General features: G+C 41.4%; 21 protein-coding genes and 1 other RNA gene. 11 read left to right on the top strand and 11 right to left on the bottom strand.

Annotated elements, in window-relative coordinates:
* Nucleotides 1–98: 98 nt before the first annotated feature.
* Both M1E86_RS16200 and zapG read right to left on the bottom strand, forming a co-directional pair.
* On the bottom strand, nucleotides 99–1,493 hold the full coding sequence (locus tag M1E86_RS16200; protein WP_125890418.1) for a Do family serine endopeptidase: 1,395 nt from the start codon (nucleotides 1,491–1,493) through the stop codon (nucleotides 99–101).
* 377 nt (nucleotides 1,494–1,870) lie between these two features.
* A complete protein-coding gene (zapG, locus tag M1E86_RS16195) occupies nucleotides 1,871–2,275 on the bottom strand; it encodes a Z-ring associated protein ZapG (protein ID WP_125890417.1) in 405 nt (134 codons plus the stop codon).
* Between the two features lie 347 nt (nucleotides 2,276–2,622).
* Here zapG and zapE point away from each other — a divergent pair, with 347 nt between their 5' ends.
* The 5 genes from zapE to sspB all read left to right on the top strand — a co-directional run bounded on the left by zapE (nucleotide 2,623) and on the right by sspB (nucleotide 6,577).
* Nucleotides 2,623–3,753, top strand: coding sequence for a cell division protein ZapE (zapE, locus tag M1E86_RS16190; protein ID WP_125890416.1), 1,131 nt, complete (start codon nucleotides 2,623–2,625; stop codon nucleotides 3,751–3,753).
* A gap of 306 nt (nucleotides 3,754–4,059) precedes the next feature.
* Nucleotides 4,060–4,488, top strand: a complete 429-nt coding sequence (rplM, locus tag M1E86_RS16185; RefSeq protein WP_004258237.1) for a 50S ribosomal protein L13 — start codon at nucleotides 4,060–4,062, stop codon at nucleotides 4,486–4,488.
* Nucleotides 4,489–4,502: 14 nt separating this feature from the next.
* Complete coding sequence (gene rpsI, locus M1E86_RS16180) at nucleotides 4,503–4,895, top strand: 30S ribosomal protein S9 (RefSeq protein WP_004258235.1); 393 nt, start codon at nucleotides 4,503–4,505, stop codon at nucleotides 4,893–4,895.
* Between the two features lie 541 nt (nucleotides 4,896–5,436).
* Nucleotides 5,437–6,078 (top strand): stringent starvation protein SspA, encoded by a 642-nt coding sequence (gene sspA / locus M1E86_RS16175; RefSeq protein ID WP_125890415.1) that lies wholly within the window; start codon nucleotides 5,437–5,439, stop codon nucleotides 6,076–6,078.
* 4 nt (nucleotides 6,079–6,082) lie between these two features.
* Nucleotides 6,083–6,577, top strand: a complete 495-nt coding sequence (gene sspB / locus M1E86_RS16170) for a ClpXP protease specificity-enhancing factor (RefSeq protein WP_213913101.1) — start codon at nucleotides 6,083–6,085, stop codon at nucleotides 6,575–6,577.
* Nucleotides 6,578–6,661: 84 nt separating this feature from the next.
* Here sspB and M1E86_RS16165 read toward each other — a convergent pair whose 3' ends face one another.
* Complete coding sequence (locus tag M1E86_RS16165) at nucleotides 6,662–8,068, bottom strand: FAD-dependent oxidoreductase (protein ID WP_213913100.1); 1,407 nt, start codon at nucleotides 8,066–8,068, stop codon at nucleotides 6,662–6,664.
* Nucleotides 8,069–8,368: 300 nt separating this feature from the next.
* Here M1E86_RS16165 and arcB point away from each other — a divergent pair, with 300 nt between their 5' ends.
* The 3 genes from arcB to mtgA all read left to right on the top strand — a co-directional run bounded on the left by arcB (nucleotide 8,369) and on the right by mtgA (nucleotide 12,328).
* The gene (gene arcB, locus M1E86_RS16160; RefSeq protein WP_213913099.1) at nucleotides 8,369–10,714 is read left to right on the top strand and encodes an aerobic respiration two-component sensor histidine kinase ArcB; all 2,346 of its coding nucleotides are present in this window, start codon (nucleotides 8,369–8,371) and stop codon (nucleotides 10,712–10,714) included.
* A gap of 232 nt (nucleotides 10,715–10,946) precedes the next feature.
* Entirely contained in the window at nucleotides 10,947–11,597 is a 651-nt protein-coding gene (gene elbB, locus M1E86_RS16155; RefSeq protein WP_125890411.1) for an isoprenoid biosynthesis glyoxalase ElbB, read from the top strand.
* A gap of 8 nt (nucleotides 11,598–11,605) precedes the next feature.
* Entirely contained in the window at nucleotides 11,606–12,328 is a 723-nt protein-coding gene (gene mtgA / locus M1E86_RS16150; RefSeq protein ID WP_426099157.1) for a monofunctional biosynthetic peptidoglycan transglycosylase, read from the top strand.
* A gap of 63 nt (nucleotides 12,329–12,391) precedes the next feature.
* Here mtgA and dolP read toward each other — a convergent pair whose 3' ends face one another.
* The 4 genes from dolP to M1E86_RS16130 form a co-directional block, all read right to left on the bottom strand.
* Complete coding sequence (gene dolP / locus M1E86_RS16145; RefSeq protein ID WP_125890409.1) at nucleotides 12,392–12,967, bottom strand: division/outer membrane stress-associated lipid-binding lipoprotein; 576 nt, start codon at nucleotides 12,965–12,967, stop codon at nucleotides 12,392–12,394.
* Between the two features lie 9 nt (nucleotides 12,968–12,976).
* A complete protein-coding gene (diaA, locus tag M1E86_RS16140; RefSeq protein ID WP_004908326.1) occupies nucleotides 12,977–13,567 on the bottom strand; it encodes a DnaA initiator-associating protein DiaA in 591 nt (196 codons plus the stop codon).
* A gap of 115 nt (nucleotides 13,568–13,682) precedes the next feature.
* Nucleotides 13,683–14,063, bottom strand: coding sequence for a YraN family protein (locus M1E86_RS16135; protein ID WP_125890408.1), 381 nt, complete (start codon nucleotides 14,061–14,063; stop codon nucleotides 13,683–13,685).
* 39 nt (nucleotides 14,064–14,102) lie between these two features.
* On the bottom strand, nucleotides 14,103–15,830 hold the full coding sequence (locus M1E86_RS16130) for a penicillin-binding protein activator (protein ID WP_125890407.1): 1,728 nt from the start codon (nucleotides 15,828–15,830) through the stop codon (nucleotides 14,103–14,105).
* A 61-nt stretch (nucleotides 15,831–15,891) separates the two neighbouring features.
* On the opposite strand from M1E86_RS16130, the gene rsmI reads away from it, so the two are divergent.
* The 3 genes from rsmI to M1E86_RS16115 all read left to right on the top strand — a co-directional run bounded on the left by rsmI (nucleotide 15,892) and on the right by M1E86_RS16115 (nucleotide 18,606).
* Nucleotides 15,892–16,764 carry a 16S rRNA (cytidine(1402)-2'-O)-methyltransferase gene (rsmI, locus tag M1E86_RS16125; protein WP_125890406.1) on the top strand — a complete coding sequence of 291 codons (873 nt, stop codon included), beginning with the start codon at nucleotides 15,892–15,894 and terminating at the stop codon, nucleotides 16,762–16,764.
* 94 nt (nucleotides 16,765–16,858) lie between these two features.
* An RNA gene (gene rnpB, locus M1E86_RS16120) (RNase P RNA component class A) lies at nucleotides 16,859–17,232 on the top strand.
* A gap of 297 nt (nucleotides 17,233–17,529) precedes the next feature.
* Entirely contained in the window at nucleotides 17,530–18,606 is a 1,077-nt protein-coding gene (locus tag M1E86_RS16115; RefSeq protein WP_426099156.1) for a 4Fe-4S binding protein, read from the top strand.
* 126 nt (nucleotides 18,607–18,732) lie between these two features.
* Here M1E86_RS16115 and dagF read toward each other — a convergent pair whose 3' ends face one another.
* The 4 genes from dagF to M1E86_RS16095 all read right to left on the bottom strand — a co-directional run bounded on the left by dagF (nucleotide 18,733) and on the right by M1E86_RS16095 (nucleotide 22,653).
* Nucleotides 18,733–19,473, bottom strand: coding sequence for a 2-dehydro-3-deoxy-phosphogluconate aldolase (gene dagF / locus M1E86_RS16110; RefSeq protein WP_125890404.1), 741 nt, complete (start codon nucleotides 19,471–19,473; stop codon nucleotides 18,733–18,735).
* Between the two features lies 1 nt (nucleotide 19,474).
* On the bottom strand, nucleotides 19,475–20,587 hold the full coding sequence (locus tag M1E86_RS16105) for a DgaE family pyridoxal phosphate-dependent ammonia lyase (protein WP_125890403.1): 1,113 nt from the start codon (nucleotides 20,585–20,587) through the stop codon (nucleotides 19,475–19,477).
* Nucleotides 20,571–21,713, bottom strand: coding sequence for an amidohydrolase/deacetylase family metallohydrolase (locus tag M1E86_RS16100; RefSeq protein ID WP_213913097.1), 1,143 nt, complete (start codon nucleotides 21,711–21,713; stop codon nucleotides 20,571–20,573). The genes M1E86_RS16105 and M1E86_RS16100 overlap by 17 nt, the downstream gene beginning before the upstream one ends.
* Before the next feature lie 289 nt (nucleotides 21,714–22,002).
* Nucleotides 22,003–22,653 carry a DUF4310 family protein gene (locus M1E86_RS16095; RefSeq protein ID WP_004258187.1) on the bottom strand — a complete coding sequence of 217 codons (651 nt, stop codon included), beginning with the start codon at nucleotides 22,651–22,653 and terminating at the stop codon, nucleotides 22,003–22,005.
* Between the last annotated feature and the right edge of the window lies 1 nt (nucleotide 22,654).

The following is a 22,654-nucleotide window of genomic DNA, read 5'->3' as shown; positions in this document are numbered from 1 at the left end:
AGTTATCGCTTAAACATGTTCTGAGCATAACACAAAAAAACGGGCACAGCAGAGTGATACTGTACCCGTTTATTGATTTTCAGAGGGTTTTTGATGAATTAATTTCTCATCAGTAAATATAAAGTTTCGCCATCACGTAATACTTTCATTGCTAACACCGGAGGTTTAGCGTCGATAATCTTACGGAATTGTTCAATAGTCTCAACACGAGCGTCATTGACACCAAAGATTAAATCACCTTTTACGAGGCCAATGGCTGCGGCTGGCGATTTTGGCGCTACGCTGTCTACTTGTACACCTTTAGTGTTGCTAACGGTTGCATTAGAAATTGTTGCACCTAATAACGATTCACTCAGTTTTTCTGCTTTTGTTGTTGAGCCTTCGTCGTTCTCCAGAACCACTTTGACTTCCATCGGTTTGCCTGAGCGAATTAAACCAATCGTGATCTCTTTACCGATTTGGCTGGTACCGATTTTGGCTCTTAGCTCAGCAAAGCTATTAATGCGTTTACCATCAACAGAAACTAAAACATCACCGGATTTAATACCCGCTTTAGCCGCCGATGATTTAGGTAAAACTTCACTCACGAAAGCACCGCGCTGTGCATCAATATTAAATGCTTTAGCGATATCGGAGCTCATTTCAGTACCTTTTATACCTAAGATCCCGCGTTTGACTTCACCATGCTTAATTAACTGCTCGCTCAGGTTTTTAGCCATATTACTTGGGATCGCAAAACCGATACCGATATTGCCGCCACCTGGTGCCAAAATAGCGGTATTAATACCGATTAATTCACCATTTAAGTTAACGAGTGCACCACCAGAGTTACCACGGTTAATGGAAGCATCGGTTTGGATAAAGTTTTCTAACCCTTCAAGGTTTAAACCGCTACGGCCTAATGCTGAGATAATCCCTGATGTGGCTGTTTGACCTAGGCCAAATGGGTTACCCACCGCGACAGCGAAGTCGCCAACGCGTAATTTGTCAGAGTCTGCAATACTAACAGCCGTTAAATTTTTGATATCTTTTGCATTGCTTATTTTCAATAAGGCGATATCTGTTTGTGGGTCTTTACCAATTAAGTTAACTGTAATTTCTCGACCATCATTTAATTGAATTTGAATTTTGTCAGCACCATCAATGACATGGTTGTTAGTTAAAATATAACCTTGCTGGGCGTCAATAATGACACCAGAGCCTAAGCCTTCAAATGGACGCACGCTTTGTTGTTGCTGTGGTATATTTGGGCCAAAAAAGAATTTAAGTTCTTCTGGAATTTGTTGGCTCTGTACGCGGGTACCAGACACATGAATATTCACTACAGCAGGCAATACTTTTTCAAGCATAGGGGCCAAGCTAGGCATGTTCTGGCTTTGGGCTGTAGCAGGTAAAGTGGCGGGCAATGCTGCACTGCTAACCGCAGGAATAGCCGCTAAAGATAACCCTAAACTCATTGCTACTGCGGTAAGAAAAAAGTTTTTTCTTTTCATAATTCAGTCGATTCTCTCAAGAATAAATTATTAACTCACTGTGAATGCAACTTAGAAGAAACACAATGCGTTGATATAATATTGGTTGGTATCAGATTCAATTTTACTGATGACTATGACTACCGATTATGCGCAAAAGTTCCCATGACGGGTAGCGAATATCTACTCTTTTACATCTATTTACACGTGCTTTAAGTGAAACTTTAATTTCTATACAGTAGATAAATGAATTGTTAAATTGTATTTGGATGGAAATCTTGTTCAGAATTATTAAATAAAAATTTAATAATGAAAGACACACAGAAAGTGATTAAATTTAGTGTGTTTTATAGTAAATCACCAGTAAAAGGTGCTTACTGGTGATAAAAGATAAAAATTTACTTTTCTTTCTCTTCGATAGGGCGGAAAAGACCCGAAGCACCATCTGAGTAATCTCTTGGTGGCATCTTAACCGGCGCTTGGTCGTTATCTGCTTCAGATTCGGTTAAACGATAGTTAAATGGGTTGTCTTGCTCTGGCATATCAGGCATTAATTCAGACGAACTTTGTGCCATGTGTTGGTAAAGCTGGCGGTAATCGCGTGCCATTTTATCCAATAATTCTGCGCTACGGGCAAAATGGCTAACAAGTTCTTTACGGTACTCTTCGAGTTCAGTACTTTTTTTGTCTAGCTCAGCTTGCGCTGTTTTTTGTTGGCGAAGCTTTGGGTTGCCATAGCGCACAACTAATGCACCGATGATAAAACCCACAATCAATCCGATTAATGCATACTCCCAGGTCATGCTGACTCCTTCATTACTTCAATGTTCACAGATTCAATGTTCGCAGAAATTAGTGTTGTTACCGTTACTATACCTTAAATAATTCAAGTTGCATGTAAGCGTCAAGTAAAGCGTCTTAACATATTGCCATCTGACGAGTTAAGTGATGAAAAAATCTACAAGCCTTGAAGTCGATAGGTTTAATTAGCCAACAACTTATTAAGAGTGGAATCTTAAATCGAATTTCCTTACTCTATATAGCGCTCGTTAACCGAAAGTTAAATGATAACTGAATCTGGTTATAATAAAGGCAGTGTATATCAAATAACGGTAAAAAAACCGAAAAATTTTTAAGGATTATTCAGTTAATGTCGCCGATGACCCCTACAATGCGTTATCAACAAGCGCTTGCTGATGGCAACTATCAGCCAGATGACGTACAAAAGCTTGCTGTGGAACGCTTGGATAAAATATATCAGCAGCTTGTTGATGCCAATTTTTCCACTTTACAAGATAAGCCTTCAGGTTTAAAGCAACGCTTTAGTCGTCTTTTAGGCAAAACGTCAACAGCGCCGATTATTCCCGTACAAGGACTATATATGTGGGGCGGCGTTGGTCGTGGGAAGACTTGGCTAATGGATATGTTTTACGAAAGTTTGCCAGGTACTCGTAAACTTCGCTTGCATTTTCATCGGTTTATGAAAAAAGTACAAGAAGATTTGATGGCATTGCAAGGCCAAGAGAACCCGCTAGATATTATTGCAGATGAGTTTAAAAAACAAACGGATGTGTTGTGTTTTGATGAGTTTTTTGTGTCGGATATTACCGACGCTATGATCCTTGGCACTTTGCTCGAAGGGCTCTTTGCTCGCGGGATCACACTGGTCGCAACTTCAAATATCCCCCCTGATAATCTCTACCGTAACGGTTTGCAGCGAGCGCGTTTCTTACCTGCTATTGAGCAAATTAAAAAATACTGTGATGTGATGAATGTCGATGCAGGCATTGATTACCGCTTAAGGACCTTAACTCAAGCACATCTTTTTTTATCTCCGATTAATTCTCAAAATCGCCAGCATTTGGATGAAATTTTCATTAAATTGGCTGGTAAGAAAGGAGAGCAACATCCCGTTTTAGAGGTTAATCATCGTAAGATGCAAGCCATTCATGCAGCGGAAGGGGTATTAGCCATCGAGTTTAAAGTGTTGTGTGAAGAGCCTCGTAGCCAAAATGATTATATTTATCTATCAAATTGCTACCACACCGTGTTGTTGTACAATGTCCCCGTGATGGGAACAATAGATGAAAACCCAGCACGTCGTTTTTTGGCATTAATTGATGAGTTTTACGAACGAAAAGTTAAATTAGTTATTAACGCGGAAGTGCCAATGGAGTCGCTTTATCAAGGGCAACTTTTGGCTTTTGAGTACCAGCGTTGCTTGTCTCGATTGCAAGAAATGCAAAGTGAAGAGTACTTGAAAATACCGCATCTAACTTAAAGTGAGTAATCAAACAGGGTTGTTAGCAAAAAGTCACCTGGATTGCATGATTTAAGTACAAAGTGCGATGTTTATTCGAACAAACGTAAAAAAAATGCATTTGGGGTCGATTTTTGTTTCTGACTTCTCTATAATCTTGCGACCCCACGTTACAGCGTTGTTTTTTATTTCCCAAAAAATAACGCATAAATGCCAGTTAGGCTGCTCGAAGGGGTAGGTTTACTGGACAAAGAGTCGTGTGAACCTCAGAAAGCTTATGAACATGAGTGTTCACCAACGTGTAACTTCAATATTGGGTAAGTTTTAATGAAAACTTTTACAGCTAAACCAGAGACCGTAAAACGCGACTGGTACGTTGTTGATGCAGATGGCAAAACTTTAGGCCGTCTTGCAACTGAAATTGCTAGCCGTCTGCGCGGTAAGCATAAAGCGGAATACACTCCGCACGTGGATACTGGTGATTACATCATCGTTCTGAATGCAGAAAAAATTGCTGTTACCGGCAATAAACGCGAAGACAAAATCTACTATCGCCACACTGGCCATGTAGGTGGAATCAAGCAAGCAACTTTCGAAGAAATGATTGCTCGCAGTCCTGAGCGTGTGCTTGAAATCGCGGTTAAAGGCATGTTGCCAAAAGGACCTCTGGGTCGTGCAATGTACCGTAAACTGAAAGTTTACGCAGGTAATGAGCACAACCACGCGGCTCAACAACCGCAAGTTCTTGACATTTAATCGGGATTATAGCAATGGCTGAAAATCAATACTACGGCACTGGTCGCCGCAAAAGCTCATCTGCTCGTGTCTTTATTAAGCCGGGTAGCGGTAACATCACAATCAATCAACGTACACTGGAACAATACTTTGGTCGCGAAACTGCGCGCATGGTCGTTCGTCAGCCGTTAGAATTGGTTGAAATGTTGGAAAAATTGGATCTGTACATCACTGTTAAAGGTGGTGGTATTTCAGGTCAGGCAGGCGCAATCCGTCACGGTATTACTCGTGCACTGATGGCTTATGATGAGACTCTTCGTTCTGATCTGCGTAAAGCTGGTTTCGTTACCCGTGATGCGCGTTCTGTTGAACGTAAAAAAGTGGGTCTGCGCAAAGCACGTCGTCGTCCACAGTTCTCCAAACGTTAATTTATTACCCTTTGGGTATAAAATTGATGAAAAAACCCGTCTTAGTGGCGGGTTTTTTATTGTCTATTGTTTTACTTACATTTTTATTCTAAATGATAGAATAACGGCGTTGAATCATGATGCTTTATATAAGAACGAATATATAATTTAAAGAGAAAATAATAATCTAAAATTAAACGTAATTATGAGTTAACAGTATTCGTATATTTTTTATGAATACAGTTCAAACCATGGAGTTAACTTTAAGGTTTTTGTTCTTTTATTTTTGTTTTTGTGTTAATTAAATTCTAAGCTTCTTCTTTTTCTTTATTTTTTATGAAATAAATCGATGATTTTCTCTAGGTAGCCCCCCTAAGTTGTACAAAATCTGTTAGAATATGTCCCTGTTTTTTTATTTCACATTTCTCGCCTTTACTGTGCGGGAGGGTTGTGTTGACTTTCAATATGGATAAATGAAAGTTAAACACAGGGGATTTTAAAATGGGTAATGGGTAATTAAAAATTAATTACATTTCGTCCATTTTGTATTTTGGAGGTTTTAATGGCTGTCGCTCCTAATAAACGTTCGGTAATGACATTGTTCTCTGGCCCTACTGACATTTTTAGCCATCAGGTACGTATCGTTTTGGCTGAAAAAGGGGTAAGTGTTGAAATTGAACATGTCGAACCCGGTCATCTGCCTCAGGATCTGATTGATCTCAACCCATATCAGAGCGTTCCAACATTAGTTGACCGTGATCTGACTCTCTATGACCCACACATTATCATGGAATACCTTGATGAGCGTTTTCCTCATCCACCATTAATGCCAGTTTACCCTGTTGCACGTGGTACTAGCCGCCAATTGATGCACCGTATTCAAAATGATTGGTATTCATTAATGGGTAAAATAGAGAATGGTAGTGCGCAAGAAGCCGCAAATGCCCGTCGTCAGCTGTCTGAAGAACTGATCGCTGTTTCTCCTGTTTTTGCTGAAATGGAATTCTTCATGAGTGATGAATTCAGTTTAGTTGATTGCTATTTAGCGCCGCTATTATGGCGTTTACCCGTACTTGGTATTGAATTGAACCCATCTAGCAGCAAATACTTGCAGTTATATATGCAGCGTGTATTTGCTCGTGACGCATTCTTAGCATCGTTGACTGAATCTGAGCGCGAAATGCGTTTGTCTACAAGAGGCTAAAAGAATGATGGAAATGACAGCAATGTCACCACGTCGCCCTTATTTGTTACGTGCCCACTACGAGTGGTTACTTGATAACGATATGACTCCGCATTTGGTGGTTGATGTCACCGTTCCTGCTGTTAACGTTCCTATGGAGTTTGCCCGTGATGGGCAAATTGTGTTGAATGTTGCGCCAAGAGCTGTTGGTAATTTTGAAATAACCAATGATGAAGTGCGTTTTAATGCTCGTTTTGGTGGGATACCGCGTCAAGTTTATGTCCCTATGGCCGCAATTATGGCGGTATATGCACGTGAAAATGGTGCTGGAATGATGTTTGAGCCTGAAGCTGCCTATGATGCAGAATTATCTACAGGTTTTGAGAACGCTGAAGAACCTGAAGACAACATTACTTTAGTTCATGAAGCTGAATTTGTGGATGAAAATTCACATGAGCCGTCAGAGGATGAACCACCACGACCACCAAAGGGTAGGCCTTCTTTAAGAGTTGTAAAATAGCTCATTAGGCGGGTTAGTCGCAAATTAAAAACAGGGGGGACCCCCTCTGTTTTTATATACCTTCTATTTCATATAAATAGCTAACTAAACCCCTAGAAATAACAAAATACCTTCAGCAGCATTACGCCCATCAGCAATCGCAGTCACAACAAGATCTGAACCTCTTATTATATCCCCACCGGCAAACACTTTTTCATGGGAAGTTTGAAAAGGTATGGGACTATTACGGTTTGCCAAAATATGGCCATACTTATCACGCCTGACTAATGCGTTATCTAGCCAAGCTTGTTGGTGAGGTGCAAATCCATAAGCCACAATTACGGCATCGGCTTCTATAAAAAAGGTTGAATCATCAACGAGTTCTAATTGATGTCGACCATTTTCTAATTTGCCATTCTGTGTGCGAGTGGCGTAAACCCCTGTAAGCTGCTGTTGTTCATTAACGGCAAACTGGGTGACTTGCAAATTAAAATGGAACTGAGCGCCTTCATCTAATGCATTGGCAACTTCTTTTCGTGAGGCTGGTAGACTTTGTTCATCTCTACGATAGAGACAACTAACTTGTTTCGCTCCTTGGCGAATGGCGCTACGGACACAATCCATCGCAGTATCTCCACCTCCTAATACGATAACGCTTTTTGAGTGTAAATTGATATAGGGCTCGTCATTAGGAATAGGAAGCTGCATTAAATAACGCGTATTTGCGATTAGATAGGGGAGTGATTCAAAAACGCCCTGAATCGATTTTTTAGGCAAGTTACCTCGAATAGCTTGGTAAGTACCAGTGCCAATAAAAATAGCGTCATAATTGCAAAGAAGCTCATCTAGAGAGATATCTGTACCTACCTCGGTGTTCAATTGAAACTGAATGCCCATTTCTGTAAATATTTCTCGTCGTTGGATCATCAGCTTCTTTTCTAACTTAAATGAAGGAATACCAAAGGTGAGTAATCCCCCTATTTCAGGGTGTTTATCATAAACGACGACATTTACACCATTTCGAATAAGTACATCCGCGCAAGAAAGACCTGCAGGACCTGCACCAACAATGGCGACACGCTTGTTCACTGCACGAATAGGGGAAGGCGTTGGGCGCCATCCCATCTCAAAGGCGGTATCATTAACATATCGTTCAATATGACCGATAGTGACGGAACCTGTTGTATCATGAAGTACACAGGCTAATTCGCAGAGTTTTTCTTGTGGGCAAACACGCCCACAGATTTCAGGTAAGCTATTGGTATGGTGGGATAATTCTGCCGCTTCAAGTATTTTGCCTTCGGCAGCAAGCTTGAGCCACTTTGATATTGGGTTATGTAACGGGCACTTCCATTCACAAAAAGGGCTACCACAAGATAGACAACGGCTCGCTTGCTGTTGTACATCAACGGCATTATCGGGCTCATAGATTTCAGTAAACGCTATTTTGCGGATTTCCAACGCTTTTTTGAGCGGTTCGCGACGTTGGTGACCGAAAATATTTGAATTCATGGTATTCCTTACTGGATTTTGTCTGATTTTACTTGAGATAGCTTGGGATTTTACTGTGATTTTAGCGGCCTTACCCAAGGAACAATAGTGCTATTATTTTGATTTTTATGTAATTGTGATTAAAAGTTATCCAAAATGAACTTTTACTTTATCTAATAGAAAGAAAATACCTGATTGTTTTTTATCATTAATCGTAAAAAATGGCTATTGAATGAGCGGGATCGACATTTCGAGTGAATAATCATCCGAAACTGCCTTGTTTGATATATGATTCAAAGAGAATTTAACTAAGGGGTGGTTATGAAAGTACTTCGCGGCCTTGCGCAATACTATGTCGATTTAATGATGAAGCTCGGTCTAGTGCGTTTTTCTCTGTTACTCGCAGCTGCACTGGTTGTTCTTGCCATGATAATGCAAATGGCAGTGACAATTTTTTTAAGGGGGCATGTAGATAGCCTCGACATGGTGGGGTCAATTTTCTTTGGGTTAATCATCACTCCATTAGCCGTCTACTTTTTGTCGGTGGTGGTTGAGCAACTTGAAGAATCTCGGCAGCGTTTATCGCGAATGGTTGATAAACTTGAAGTTATGCGAAAGCGTGATGCGGATTTAAACATTCAACTTCAGGGAAATATTGAACAGCTTAACCTTGAAATCTTAGAACGAGAAAAGGCTGAGCGCGCTCACTTAGAGCTTCTTGAGCAATTAAAACAAGAAATGAAATACCGTGAGCAGACACAAATTGAACTTGAGCAGCAATCTGTATTACTTCGTTCATTCTTAGATGCCTCACCTGACCTAGTCTATTATCGCAACGAAAATAATGAGTTTTCGGGATGTAACCGAGCAATGGAACTGTTGACTGGGAAAAGTGAAAAACACTTAGTTGGGTTAACGCCATTAGATATTTATGATGTTGAAATTGCCTCCAAGGTTATGGAAACCGATGAAAAAGTTTTTCGGCATAATGTTTCTCTCACATATGAACAGTGGCTGGTATATCCAGATGGCCGTAAAGCCTGTTTTGAGCTCCGTAAAGTGCCTTTTTATGACCGAGTTGGCAAACGACATGGTCTAATGGGCTTTGGGCGCGATATAACAGAGCGTAAACGCTATCAGGAGGCGTTAGAGAACGCGAGTAGGGAGAAAACCACCTTTATCTCTACAATCAGCCACGAGCTTCGTACACCCCTTAACGGCATCGTTGGCTTGAGCCGAATTTTATTAGACACCGATTTAACTTCGGAACAATCTAGCTATTTAAAAACGATCCATGTCAGTGCCGTAACATTGGGTAATATATTCAATGATATTATTGAGATGGATAAAATTGAACGCCGTAAAGTTCAGTTAGATAACCAGCCAATCACATTATCTGAATTTGTGAATGACTTAGAGAATTTAAGTGGGTTATTGGTGCAGCCAAAAGGGCTAAAATTTGTCATGAATGTTGCGCCTGCATTACCCAAAACGGTTTTAACCGATGGGACTCGTTTACGGCAAGTCTTATGGAATTTAATTGGCAATGCAGTTAAGTTCACGCAGAAAGGTGAAGTGAAGCTTAGTATTTGGCAAGAAGCTGAAAATAAATTGTTTTTTAAAGTTCAGGATAGCGGCATAGGTATACCGAAAGACGAGCTAGATAAAATTTTTGCAATGTATTATCAAGTAACAGATTCTGCTGGTGGTAAACCGGCTACGGGAACGGGGATTGGGCTTTCTGTATCTCGTCGTTTAGCACAAAATATGGGAGGCGATATACAAGTTGAAAGTGAAATAGGCCAAGGTTCCACTTTTACGTTATCCATTACCGCGCCTGTTGTTGAAAATGATGTTATTGAACAGCAAGATAGTGAAGACGATTACCCATTGCCAGCATTGCATATTCTACTCGTAGAAGATATTGAACTGAATGTCGTCGTTGCTTGCTCTGTATTAGAAAATTTAGGCAATACGGTTGATGTGGCAATGAATGGTAAAGATGCCCTCGAAATGTTTGCCCCTGGTGAATATGATTTAGTTTTATTGGATATTCAATTACCTGATATGACAGGTTTAGATATCTCTAGGCAACTAAAACAGCAGTATGATAAGCAAGACTTACCACCATTAATTGCATTAACTGCAAATGTTCTCAAAGATAAAAAAGAATACTTTGATGCAGGTATGGATGGTGTATTGAGTAAACCATTATCCGTCCCTGCATTGACTCAAGTTATTGAGCAATTTTGGGGGGAACAATCGACTCAACTTGAAAAAGTATCGAATGACCGTGATGCTTCAAGTGTTGATGAGTCAATATTAGATTGCGACATGCTAGAGCAGTATATTGAATTAGTTGGCCCTAAGCTTATTTATGATGGGCTAGATGTCTTTGAAAAAATGCTTCCAGGCTATTTGGCTATTCTTGACTCGAACATGGTGGCTAAAGACCAAAAAGGTATTGTTGAGGAAGCCCATAAAATCAAAGGGGCAGCAGGCTCTGTTGGTTTAAAGAATTTACAGAAAATAGCACAACAAATTCAGTCTCCTGATTTACCAGCATGGTGGGACAATGTACAGGAATGGGTGGATGAACTAAAACAAGATTGGAAAGCAGATATAGAAACTTTGAGAAACTGGGTTGATGAACGTACAAAAAAATAACCCCAACCGAAGTTGGGGTGCGCGAATACTGCGCCAACACCAGGGAAATCATTGATCTGCATGTGCTTTTTGTTTTTTGCAAATCATTAAATTCGGTATATCACTGTAAGGAACAACATCAAGATACCAAAATTTAGCGAATCTGTTACAAGATTCATTAAAATCTGTGATGAAGATTGATGTTTATGCGCCTTAGTGCTTGAGAGATAATTTACTACAAATGGAGGAAGATATGAAATCAATTGCGGTTATTTTAAGTGGCTGTGGTGTTTTTGATGGAAGTGAGATCCATGAGTCAGTGCTAACAATGCTGGCTTTGAGCCAAAATAATGCTGAAGTTCAATTTTTCGCACCTGATGAGCTGCAACCTACTGTTATTAATCATATGAATGGTGAATCTAAAGCAGAAAAACGCAATCAAATGGAGGAGTCTTCACGTATTACACGTGGTAAAATATCGCCTTTGTCGTCAGCTGATGCTTCAAAGCTAGATGCCCTCATAATTCCTGGTGGTTTTGGTGCTGCAAAAAATTTATGTGATTTCGCTGTTAAAGGAAGTGAGTGTGTAATTAATAAAGAACTATTAAGTTTAGTTCGCCAAATGCACCAACAAAAAAAGCCGTTAGGGCTGATGTGCATTGCACCTGTGATGCTCCCTAAAATGTTAAATACATCAGTCGTACTAACTATTGGCAATGATAGTGAAACGATTGCTCAAATAGAAATGATGGGCGGGAAACATATTAAATGTGCTGTTGATGACATTGTAATTGATGAAGTTAACCGAGTTGTTACAACACCTGCTTATATGCTTGCTCAATCAATTTCTGAGGCAAATACAGGTATTAATAAACTCGTTAAGAAAGTATTGGAAATGGCGTGATTATTTGAATGCGAACTATTGTTTCTAGATTATGGCACTGGTTAAAGAAGATCACATTTTCATTACTTGTGGTGTGGATTTGTTCAGTCGTCTTATTTAAATATATACCAGTGCCTTTTTCCGCAGTGATGATTGAGCGGCAAATTACCGCATGGATAAACTTAAATTTTTCTTATGTGTCTCATTCGGAATGGGTAGATGAAAATCACATTTCTCCGTATATTTATTTAGCTGTAATTGCAGCAGAAGATCAAAATTTTCCTCATCACTGGGGTTTTGACCTTGATGCAATCGAGCGAGCTTACAAGCATAATTTGAGCAATAAACAAACAATCAGAGGGGCTTCAACGATCTCACAACAAACAGTAAAAAACCTATGGTTATGGGATGGAAGAAGTTGGTTAAGAAAAGGGTTAGAGGTAGTAATGACTCCTATTATGGAGTTGATGTGGTCAAAGAAAAGGGTTTTGACTGTTTATCTCAATATAGTTGAGTTTGGTGATGGGGTTTTTGGGGTTGAAGAGGCTGCAAATAAATTCTTTAATAAGCCTGCTAGTAAGCTTTCGATGAGTGAAGCTGCACTATTAGCTGCGGTTCTTCCTAATCCTCATAGATATAGCGTAAAAAGCCCATCCTCTTACGTCCTCAAAAGGCAAGCTTGGATCTTGAATCAAATGCACTTACTGGGGGGTAAGAATTATCTGAAAATAAATAAGTTAATGGATGAATAAGAAAAAAGCCATGGTTTTTCACTCACGGCTTTTGTTTTTATAACGATATATTATTGTTTATGATTAATTAAGATAAGTGAAAGCGGTAGTAACTCGACGAACACCATCTGTTTCACTTGCAATTTTGGCCGCTGCATCGCCTTCTTGTCTTGTTAGTACACCTAGTAAGAAAACCTCACCATTTTCAGTAATGACTTTTACACTACCTGACTTAACGCTATCACTAGCAAGGATTTTAGATTTAACTTTGGTTGTTAACCAAGTGTCTTTCGACGCGGTACCCAAATCAACGGGTTCTCCACTACGGACTTCATTATAAACTGCGATGGTGCCATCAACATTAGAGGCTATTTGTTTTGCTCGTTCAGCCCAAGCCATATCAGGGCTTTGGCCAGTTAACAGCACATTACCTTTATAAGCGGTTGCAATGATACGGGCTTTACCTGAAATATCCTTATCTTTGTTTAGTTGTCCACTAACCCTAGCTTCTAAGGTCCCATCGTCAACCTGTTGGCCAACAGTACGAGGGTCCGTGGCACTTTTCGTTGCAACAGCCGCAGAACCTACGACGGCAGCGCCTATACAGCCTTGTAATAGAACAGTACTGATGACTATGGCAAAAATTGGTATTAATCGCATTTTGTCTCCTTAATCGTCCTGATGTGGGAAAAGAGTATTATCTATGAGGTCACACAGACAGTTTACAGTAAGAAGATGAACTTCTTGAATTCGAACACTTCGTTGGGATGGAATGCGAATTTCAACATCTTGGGGGCCAAGTAAACCCGCGAGTTCCCCTCCGTCATAGCCTGTTAAGGCGACAATTGTCATGTCTCTAGTGACTGCAGCTTCAACAGCTTTAATAATATCACTGCTATTACCATGAGTTGAAATTGCCATCAAAACATCGCCATGTTGACCTAGTGCTCTAACTTGTTTCGCATAAATTTCAGAAGGTTGCTTACTACCCGAAATGGCAGTTAACACGGCATTATCGGTATTAAGTGCTAAAGCGGGTAAGCTAGGGCGCTCGGTTTCAAAGCGATGGATCATACTCGCCGCAAAGCGTTGTGCCGTAGCAGCGGAAGCGCCATTACCACAACATAAAATTTTGTTGCCATTGAGTAAAGACTGAACCATCATCATGGCGGCTCTAGAAATGGCATCAGGCAGCGCTTCAGCGGCTGCTATTTGAGTTTGGATGCTTTCAGTAAAGCAAACTTTTATTCGGTCTAGCACGAGTTTTTCCTTTGTCGCCTCGATATAATTCAAATCATTTTGTGCATTGCCATTATATTTGAACTATAGCGTTGTTGACTGCATGATCAGAGTATAAAGCTGACTATCTTATCTGTTAATAAACATCATTTTCGTTGAATGCATTTTGTAACCAGTCAAATTGGTCTCCCGTGATGGCACAGATATCAAAACGGCATGAGCTGGTTTCAAAGCTTTCTTGTCTTTGTGCGAGCCAAAATTTGGCAGCCGCTAATAGTTTTCGACGTTTGTGCCAGTTTACTGATAAAAGTGCATCGCCATAGTCACAATTTTTGCGAAAACGAACTTCAACAAATACCCAACCTGTATTATCTCGCATAATGAGGTCGATTTCTCCACCTCGGTTCCTTGCATTACGTTCGACAAATGTTAATCCTTGTTGTTTCAAGAAAGCGAGCACTCGGTTCTCATAGTACCGGCCTGTTAACCATTGTATGGCTTTTGGCATAATTTTCATGACGTCCTTGTCTGAAAAAAAATGAAATATCGAATGGCCCTATTGCGCCGAAACCACTTGACCTTGTTTAAATTGTAGCCAAGGTAATTCACGGTACACCACACAGTTTGGTGTTGTGCTTAAGGTCCCGGATGCACCATTGATACGAAATTGCCCAGATTGTTGCAGCTTGTCATAATTGTTGGCTAAAGACCATGCATCAATACCCATGGCATATAAACGAAATAAAGAGTAATCATTATTCAGCGTTTGTTGGGCCTGTTTACGTAAGTTATTGTTTGCACCTGCGAGTAAAGGGATTTCGCTAAATTTAACGCCATCCATTTCAAATCGGTAGTCAGCACCAGAACCAGCTTGGTTGCTACGGGAACTTGTATAAAGGGCTGGGCGGGAACGAGAGCTAATTGCCATTTCAATCATTGGTTTGATTAAGGTGAGCTCATCACGAGTAGCGACAATATAAACGCCGTCAATCGCACCGGTTGAATCGATATATTGTGGCTCTATCGATTGCGTATCTACTGATTGTGTATCTATCGGCAGTGTACCGTTATTCACTGGCGTTCCAGTCATACGGATACCGGCCCCACGATTAATTGATTCTTTTAACGAAGGAACGGAGCCAAAGGTTTGCATTAAAACGGTTCCCCCCCCATTTTCTTGCCACCCTTGGGCAAAGGCTTTGGCTATTCTATCACCAAAAGCATTCGCGGGAACTAATACTAATGGCATTTGCTTGCCTTCAGCTTTCATGTAAGCCGCTGCATTTTGTGCTTCATCTTCTGGTGATAATGAAAAATAGCAAAGATTTGGGCGAGGCTGTAATTGGTTCGCATCAAGTTCATTGAGCGCGAGTACACTAATAGGGGCGCCCATTTGGGTAATGGTTTGAACATCGCTTTTTAGTAATGGCCCAACAATGAGATTAAAGCCTTCATTTTTTGCTTGCTCAATAAGCGCAGGCATTTGCTTGTTTGTCGTATCAAACACCTTGACGCTTTGGGTGTTCACAGGGGCTGCATCGATACGCAAAGCGGATGCTACTACATCGCTATCGCTAGCAGTAGGGGCATTACCTGTTGTTGCCGCGACTTGTTCATAAATTTGGTCGAGGACATCATTTCCACTACTGGGTGGTGTTACGGTAGGTTGAGGCGTTGATCCTTCAGGCAGGCCTTTTTGTGCATCCATAAAGCCTTGCATAATCGCTTGGCCAAATACTTGCCCTTGGCCACTCATGGGTAAAAATAAAGCAATCTTAGGGGTTTTACCCACTTGAGGTATCATGGCTTGCTGCAAAAGAGTCGGCGTTGTCGTCACCGCAGGGTTATTGGAGTAACGCATTTTCCAGTCGTTATAGCCTGCGAGTAAGGCATCGGCGTCATCACGGTTGTTTTGATAAATATCTAAAAGATCGATCCAGCCTTGGAGAATATTTTCATCGGCGCCAACGCCATGAATTTGTTCTGGCGTTAACTGTGTTAACATCTGCCATAACCCATCAATATTCGCTTGGCGCTCAGCGGCTGTTTTTAATAAAGGTTCCTGGCTAATGTAGGCGCGTATCGCCTCCATTGAAGGCTTACCTTGTGCAGCATCGATGATTGCTTGGTAATGGCTAGCATTATCAGATGTGCTTTGCTCAGGTGTTTTTTGGGTTGACGGAAAATATTCCGAGACAATTTGGCACCCTGACAGTGCAAATGTGGACAGCATCGCTGTGCACATTAACCCTTTTTTCAAATGCAAAAAAATTGAAGGACGCATACTGTATCCAATGGTGTATTTTTCAATTGCTTAATTTTAAACCGGCTATTTGGATGAAACAATGAACCAACCTAATCAAGCTGTGGTTATGGCATCCACGCTGTATATCGTTCCTACCCCAATTGGTAATATGAGGGATATCACGCAACGCGCGTTGGATGTTCTTAAACATGTTGACCTTATTGCTGCAGAGGACACTCGGCATTCAGGCATTCTATTACAGAATTTTGCGATAAATGCACGGTTGTTTGCTCTGCATGATCATAATGAACAGCAAAAGGCAGATCAATTAATTAGTCGACTTCAACAAGGCGATAGTATCGCATTAGTCTCCGATGCGGGTACACCTTTAATTAATGATCCGGGTTATCATCTCGTCAATCGTTGCCGCGAAGCGGGTATTCGAGTTGTACCTTTACCGGGGCCTTGTGCTGCTATTACTGCGCTATCTGCCGCAGGTTTGCCCTCAGACCGTTTTTGTTATGAAGGATTTTTACCCGCAAAAACAAAAGGTCGCAAAGATGTTTTACAATCACTCGAACAAGAAACTCGCACGCTGATTTTCTATGAATCAACCCACCGTTTGTTAGACAGTTTAGCAGATATGGTGGAAGTCTGGGGACCGGAGCGCCATGTTGTTTTAGCGCGAGAAATCACTAAAACATGGGAGTCCATTGAAGGCCGCCCCGTAGGGGAGTTGCTCGCTTGGGTAAAAGAAGATGAGAATCGTCACCGCGGCGAAATGGTGTTAATTGTTGAAGGGTATAAGAAGCCTGAAGATGATTCTGCAATTTCACCGGACGTAGTTCGCACCTTGAATTTGTTGCAAAAAGAGTTACCACCGAAAAAAGCGGCTGCAATCACGGCTGAAATTTATGGTCTCAAGAAAAATATGTTGTATAAATTGATGCTTGATAATCAAGCTGATGAATGATTATTGAGCAAATAGAAGAGTTCATTTATATAAGTGGTAAATGAAAGTCGTTAGAGTCTGTACAAGACTCAGTAAAGTGCCTATAATTCGCCGCGGAGTTGGCCAGACAACCGCTGCTTTATCGTAGTCCCTTCGGGAGACGGGTAGAGGGGAGGAAAGTCCGGGCTCCATAGGGCAGGGTGCCAGATAACGTCTGGGAGGCGCGAGCCTACGACTAGTGCAACAGAGAGCAAACCGCCGATGGCCTGTTTACAGGATCAGGTAAGGGTGAAAGGGTGCGGTAAGAGCGCACCGCGCGACTGGTAACAGTTCGTGGCACGGTAAACTCCACCCGGAGCAAGACCAAATAGGGGTTCATATGGTGCGGCCCGCATTGAACTCGGGTAGGTTGCTGGAGCCAGTGCGCAAGTGCTGGCCTAGATGAATGGTTGTCCATGACAGAACCCGGCTTATCGGCCAACTCCCTTTTTTTCGTCATACTTCAAGCTGTGCCTGTGTTGGCTTCATTCGTCAACCCTAGTCACATACTGGTGTATGCTCCTAGGGATTTCCTCATTTTGCCGCCGTGGCACAACTCGAATTATTTAGAAAAAATCATAATCTTTTTATTTAATATCAAAATACTTATCTTGTTTGTCTTCACCATTCGCTGCATCAAAGTATCAAATCATCAAGATCATAACCCTCTGATGCAAATCAATGCGCTCTGTGAATATGTAAATAAAATAGTGGTATTTTAAATGCATGTTAAAGAGATCTTTGGGCATGATAAAAAAAACACGTGTAAGGTACCAACGCCGCCCCGGTACAACAGGAGGAAAGCTTCCTTGGAATGATTGGCGGAACGCGTCAACTTGGCGGAAATTTGTACAGATAACACTGTTAGCAATTAACCTTTACATCGGTATTACTTTCTATTATTGGGTTCGTTACTACGAAACGGGTGGGGCAACACTTTATCTTCCTCGCCCGGGAGGGATTGAAGGCTGGCTGCCGATTGCTGGGTTAATGAATTTAAAATATACGTTGGAAACGGGCAGCTTTCCTGTCATTCATGCGGCATCAATGTTTCTTTTAGTTTCTTTTATCATGATTAGCTTGCTGTTCAAAAAAGCATTTTGTTCATGGATGTGCCCGATTGGCACAATATCAGAGTACACAGGTAAGTTAGGGGAAAAACTCTTTCGTTATCAAAACCAAATCAGTTTACCTAAATGGCTCGATATCCCTTTAAGAGGCCTAAAATATTTGTTATTAGGTTTCTTTCTTTATATTGCATTTTCCATGTCTGCGCAGATGATCCAATATTTTATGATGTCCCCTTATGGGATCATTATTGACGTAAAAATGTTGGATTTTTTTCGTTATATTAGCTTGTTTGCGCTTATTACTGTGGTCGTTTTAGTGGTGGCAAGTTTGTTTATTCGTAACGCTTGGTGCCGTTATTTATGTCCTTATGGTGCATTGTTAGGGCTATTTTCGTTATTTTCGCCATTTAAAATTCGGCGAAATGTGGAAAGTTGTATTGATTGCGGAAAATGTGCCAAAAATTGCCCGTCACGGATCCCTGTCGATAAGTTAATTACGGTAAGAACGGTGGAATGTACGGGATGTATGACGTGCGTTGAATCTTGCCCTGTTGCATCAACGTTAGATTTTTCATTGCAAGTGCCAACAAAAAAACGTCAATTTCGGTTATCGGGCATGATAATGGCCATTTTAACTTTGGCAATTTTATTTATAACGATTGGAATTGCTATGTATTTTGGCGTTTGGGGGAGTCCAGTGCCTGATAATTATTGGTTTCATATTATACCGAATGCAAGAATGATAGGTCATTAACTTACAATAAAAAATCCCCCACTCACACTTGATGAGTGGGGGATTTGTTGTTTCGTCATTGTGACAATGACTTATATTATAACGTTTCGCTTATATTTATTTTCTTATTTACGACTTACTACTGCATCAATTAACCGCTTGCTTAACCATCTGCAATAATTGACGCACATCTTCTGGGCGAGTATTGCCCGATTCTTTATCAATGATTGAACTATAAATATGAGGAATGATTTTCTTCACACCTGCATCGAGGGCAATTTGCAATATTTCGGCAAAATTATCTAAATCAATACCGCCTGTAGGCTCTAAAGAAAAATCAAATTCAGCACATGCTTTGGCAATGGCTTTATATTCTTCAATATAAGTTAACCCTTTCATATTAAAGAATTTAACAGAATCAGCTCCCATGTCTTTAAGCATCATAATGGCAGTTTCAATCGGCACAATGCCCTCTGGCGCTTGAGAACTTAATGGGCCTGTGGAAATTTTTACCATACCCACTGTTCCTGTCGGTGATATGAGTGCATTCACGAAGGTTTCGTTTTGGCCTAATAGTGCACGGCTAATTGGAGCGCCAGTAAATACTTGGTTAACGTGCTGCGGTTGCACTTCTTTTGAAATCAACGATACCATGGTTGATTGGTTTGGATCGCCAGCACCCAGACCAACCGATAAAGCATTATCCGTTTCTTGGGCATAAATACGCATATCCGCAATCGCGCTTTCTAAGTCAGGGTAATTTTTAGATAAAACACCAACAACAACAAAGGTTTCTGCGGCGGCATAGATATCTTTTGCATTTTGATGGCTGCCCGCCAGAACGTTTAAACACACACGGTCACGATAAAAATTTGGTGACAATTTCATTTTAAATTCCTTCTACTAACAAACGAATATTCTGTGAAATAACATCAAGTTGCTCAGTGCTAACACTGCGAATGTCAGCTTCCACTTTTCCTTCGTTGGCTTTGTATTCGCGGAAGTAAATCGCGGTATCACCTTGCTTTAATTCAGCCATAATTTGGTAAGTGGTTTTGCCTATCGTTTTTTCATCAAAGCTAATTTCGGTGCGGGCGATATCACGACCTGCAGCATCCCAGACAACTTGCGCGGAGATACCTTTAATTGCATTCAAATCGCTGATGAATTTACTCATTCGATTGACCATCTCTGCGCCAGTTTCTTTTGTTGCAGTCAGGTACTGTTCGATAGCGAGTGTCAGACCTAAAATACCTTCTTTACCCACTTTCATCGCGCGGCCAATACCTTGGCTTTGGCGTTTGACCCATTCAACATACTGCTTTTTACCGATAACAAGGCCGCTTGTTGGGCCTTCAATCGCTTTTGCGCCACTGTAAATCACAATATCGCCACCAGCTTGGTAGTAAGCCGTGAGTTCTTCTTCAGCGGCCGCATCAACAATCAGGGGGAGCTGGTGGTCATGAGCCACTTTGGCGGCTTGTTCAACCGTTAGCATGCTTTTTTGTACGGTATGGTGCGATTTGATATACAGAATAGCAGCGGTATTGGGGGTGATTTTTGCCGCTAATTGAGCTGCGTTGCACTCATTAGCAAAACCCGCTTCTACCACTTTACCACCACCTAAGCTCACCATTGTGTCGACAGGGGCTCCAAAGTTAACGTTATGGCCTTTAGGTAAAATAATTTCACGTGGAACAACTTTGTCGGATGAATGCAAATTGAGCAGTAAATCATCATCATCTTTTATAATCACTGCTGCAACAGCTTGTGCAATACCGGCAGATGCACAGGAAACAACAACTGCCGCTTCAACGTTTAATAAACTCGCAATATATTCGCCAGTTTTGTTAACTAAATCTTTAATTTCAAAGTAATTATTTAGACCGTAAGCAACACGTTCGACAACTTCTGGCGTTGGTGTTGAAACACCCAGAATTGTCATGCGGCCAGAAGCATTAATAACGTGTTTTAACTGATACTTATCATAAATCGATTGCATGTTCGGATTCACCTTGTGCATGAATAATGTGTTTTCCACCAACGATAGCGGCCAACGGTACGAAGCGGTGTGTGCCTATACGCTGTTCGCCTTCTGCATCAGTGAGCTCAGTTTGCTCTTCTTTGAGGTCAAAAAGGGTAATATCGGCATCAAAGCCTGGTCTTAAATACCCTTTCGCTGGCAAAGATAAGAAATCGGCCGCTTTTTCGGTCACACAGCGAAGCACTTGTTCCGCACTAAAACCCATACACAGAAATTTAGTCATTACAAAAGCGAGACTATAAACTGGGCCATTAACGCGGTTGCGCTGGTAAATATCTGAACTGATAATGTCAGGATAAGTGCCGATACGCATGGCTTGTTCGGCAACTTTAAAGCTGAAACTTTCACCGCCGTGGCCAACATCTAATATGACACCGCGTGCTAAGGCGCGAGCAATTGATGGTTTTAGGTAGCCATCTTCACCTAAAATTTTATTGGGCTTACCGTTAAAGCAGTGAGTGATGATATCGCCGCGCGTCAGTAAATCAGCGACTTCATCGATATTAGGTGGGTTATTACCAATGTGTACCATGAGTGGAAGGTGATGTTTTTTTTGCATTTCTTTGGCTTTAACCAGTGGGGCAATGCCATTTTCACCCACCACGCTTTTACTCATACGGGCTTTCATACCAACGACAAAGCCTGAGTGGCGTTCGATAGCGTCTTGAAAGCAGGTTTCATTGATGTTGTTCATATCGGACAGTTCATTTTGTGCAATGATGCCAATACGCGAAATATTCAGTAGAGAAAAGACATTCGTTTTTGATTTCTGGGTGAGCTGATAAAATTTATCTATATCATCAGCACCGACACTACCTGCATCAACCAGTGAGGTAACTCCGCCAGCAGCTCCTGCTAAATCAGGGTCATCGAAGTAGATAGGCGACTCAACAAAACAGTGTGCATGAGAATCAATCCATCCGGCGCTGACATAGGTTTTACCTTGGAGATCAATGATCTTGTCAGCTTGTTGGTTGGAGGCTAACTCAGGACCTGCCGCTTCGATTTTTCCATCTTTGATGAGAATATCGATAATAGTGCCATCGATACGCTTAGCTTGCTTGATGATTAGAGAATAGTACATAGTTGCCCTCTTTATATTCGGTGCTCGTCATACTCGTCATACTTCAAACCGCAGCGTTGTTGGCAGCACTTCCGCTACCCTAGTCACATACTAGTGTATGCTCCTAGGGATATCGTCGTTTGCCGCCTAGCTGCAATTTGAATTATTTAGAGTATGCTTAAGTGCGTATTCTAAATGATGTCAACCGCAGCGTTATTGGTTACTCTTACGCTACTCTTTGAACTATTTCGAGCCTGCTTTTAATGATGTTATTCAGTAACCCGGAGCTGATGCTCCGGGAGGATACGAGTTAGGCGACGATTGGGAAGAAATAACCGAACAACATCGCCCCTAAAATTGCCCCGCCGGCAACGGGTTTTTGCCATACATAGAAAATCAATGCGCCAATTAAAGAGCCAATTCCGATTGGAATAGATGCGGCCATCGCAGCTAAAATAATCAATGGGCCTAAGAAACGGCCGGAGGTATTACCCGCGCCCATCATGACGTCAGCACCAAAGGTTGAGTTAGCCTGAGCAATCGTGAATTTACGTGCAAATACAATCAGTAAGCCGATTAATACGCCAAGGAATAAGCCAGTTAGTAACGACATCCAAAAGTTAGTGACTAAAAAATCCCAACCCGCGGCTAAAAATAAGGCAGGAACACCGAGGCCAATACCAGTTTGTAGTGCGCCACCAATATCTAAAATACCCACCAGTGAGCCTTCGATAATCCGAGCAAATAGGAAACTCGCACCAAATGCGGCAACCGCACCATATACGCCGGTATCTAGCCCTGCACGTAACATGGCAACGAACGCCACTTCGTTAAATGCCCCAAAGCCGTAGACGACATACATGTGGGTACCTGCGAAGATCCCTGCGGATAACAGCCCGACAAAAATCGGGAAGGACCACTCTGCATACCAAAAATCTTGTTTGTTAATTTCAGTTGTCATG

Origin of the sequence: Providencia sp. PROV200, from assembly GCF_049901995.1 — a bacterium.
In the GTDB taxonomy this organism is placed as follows: Bacteria; Pseudomonadota; Gammaproteobacteria; order Enterobacterales; family Enterobacteriaceae; genus Providencia; species Providencia rettgeri_E.
Note: the sequence above shows the minus strand (reverse complement) of the source record. Positions and strands in the feature narration are given on the sequence as shown.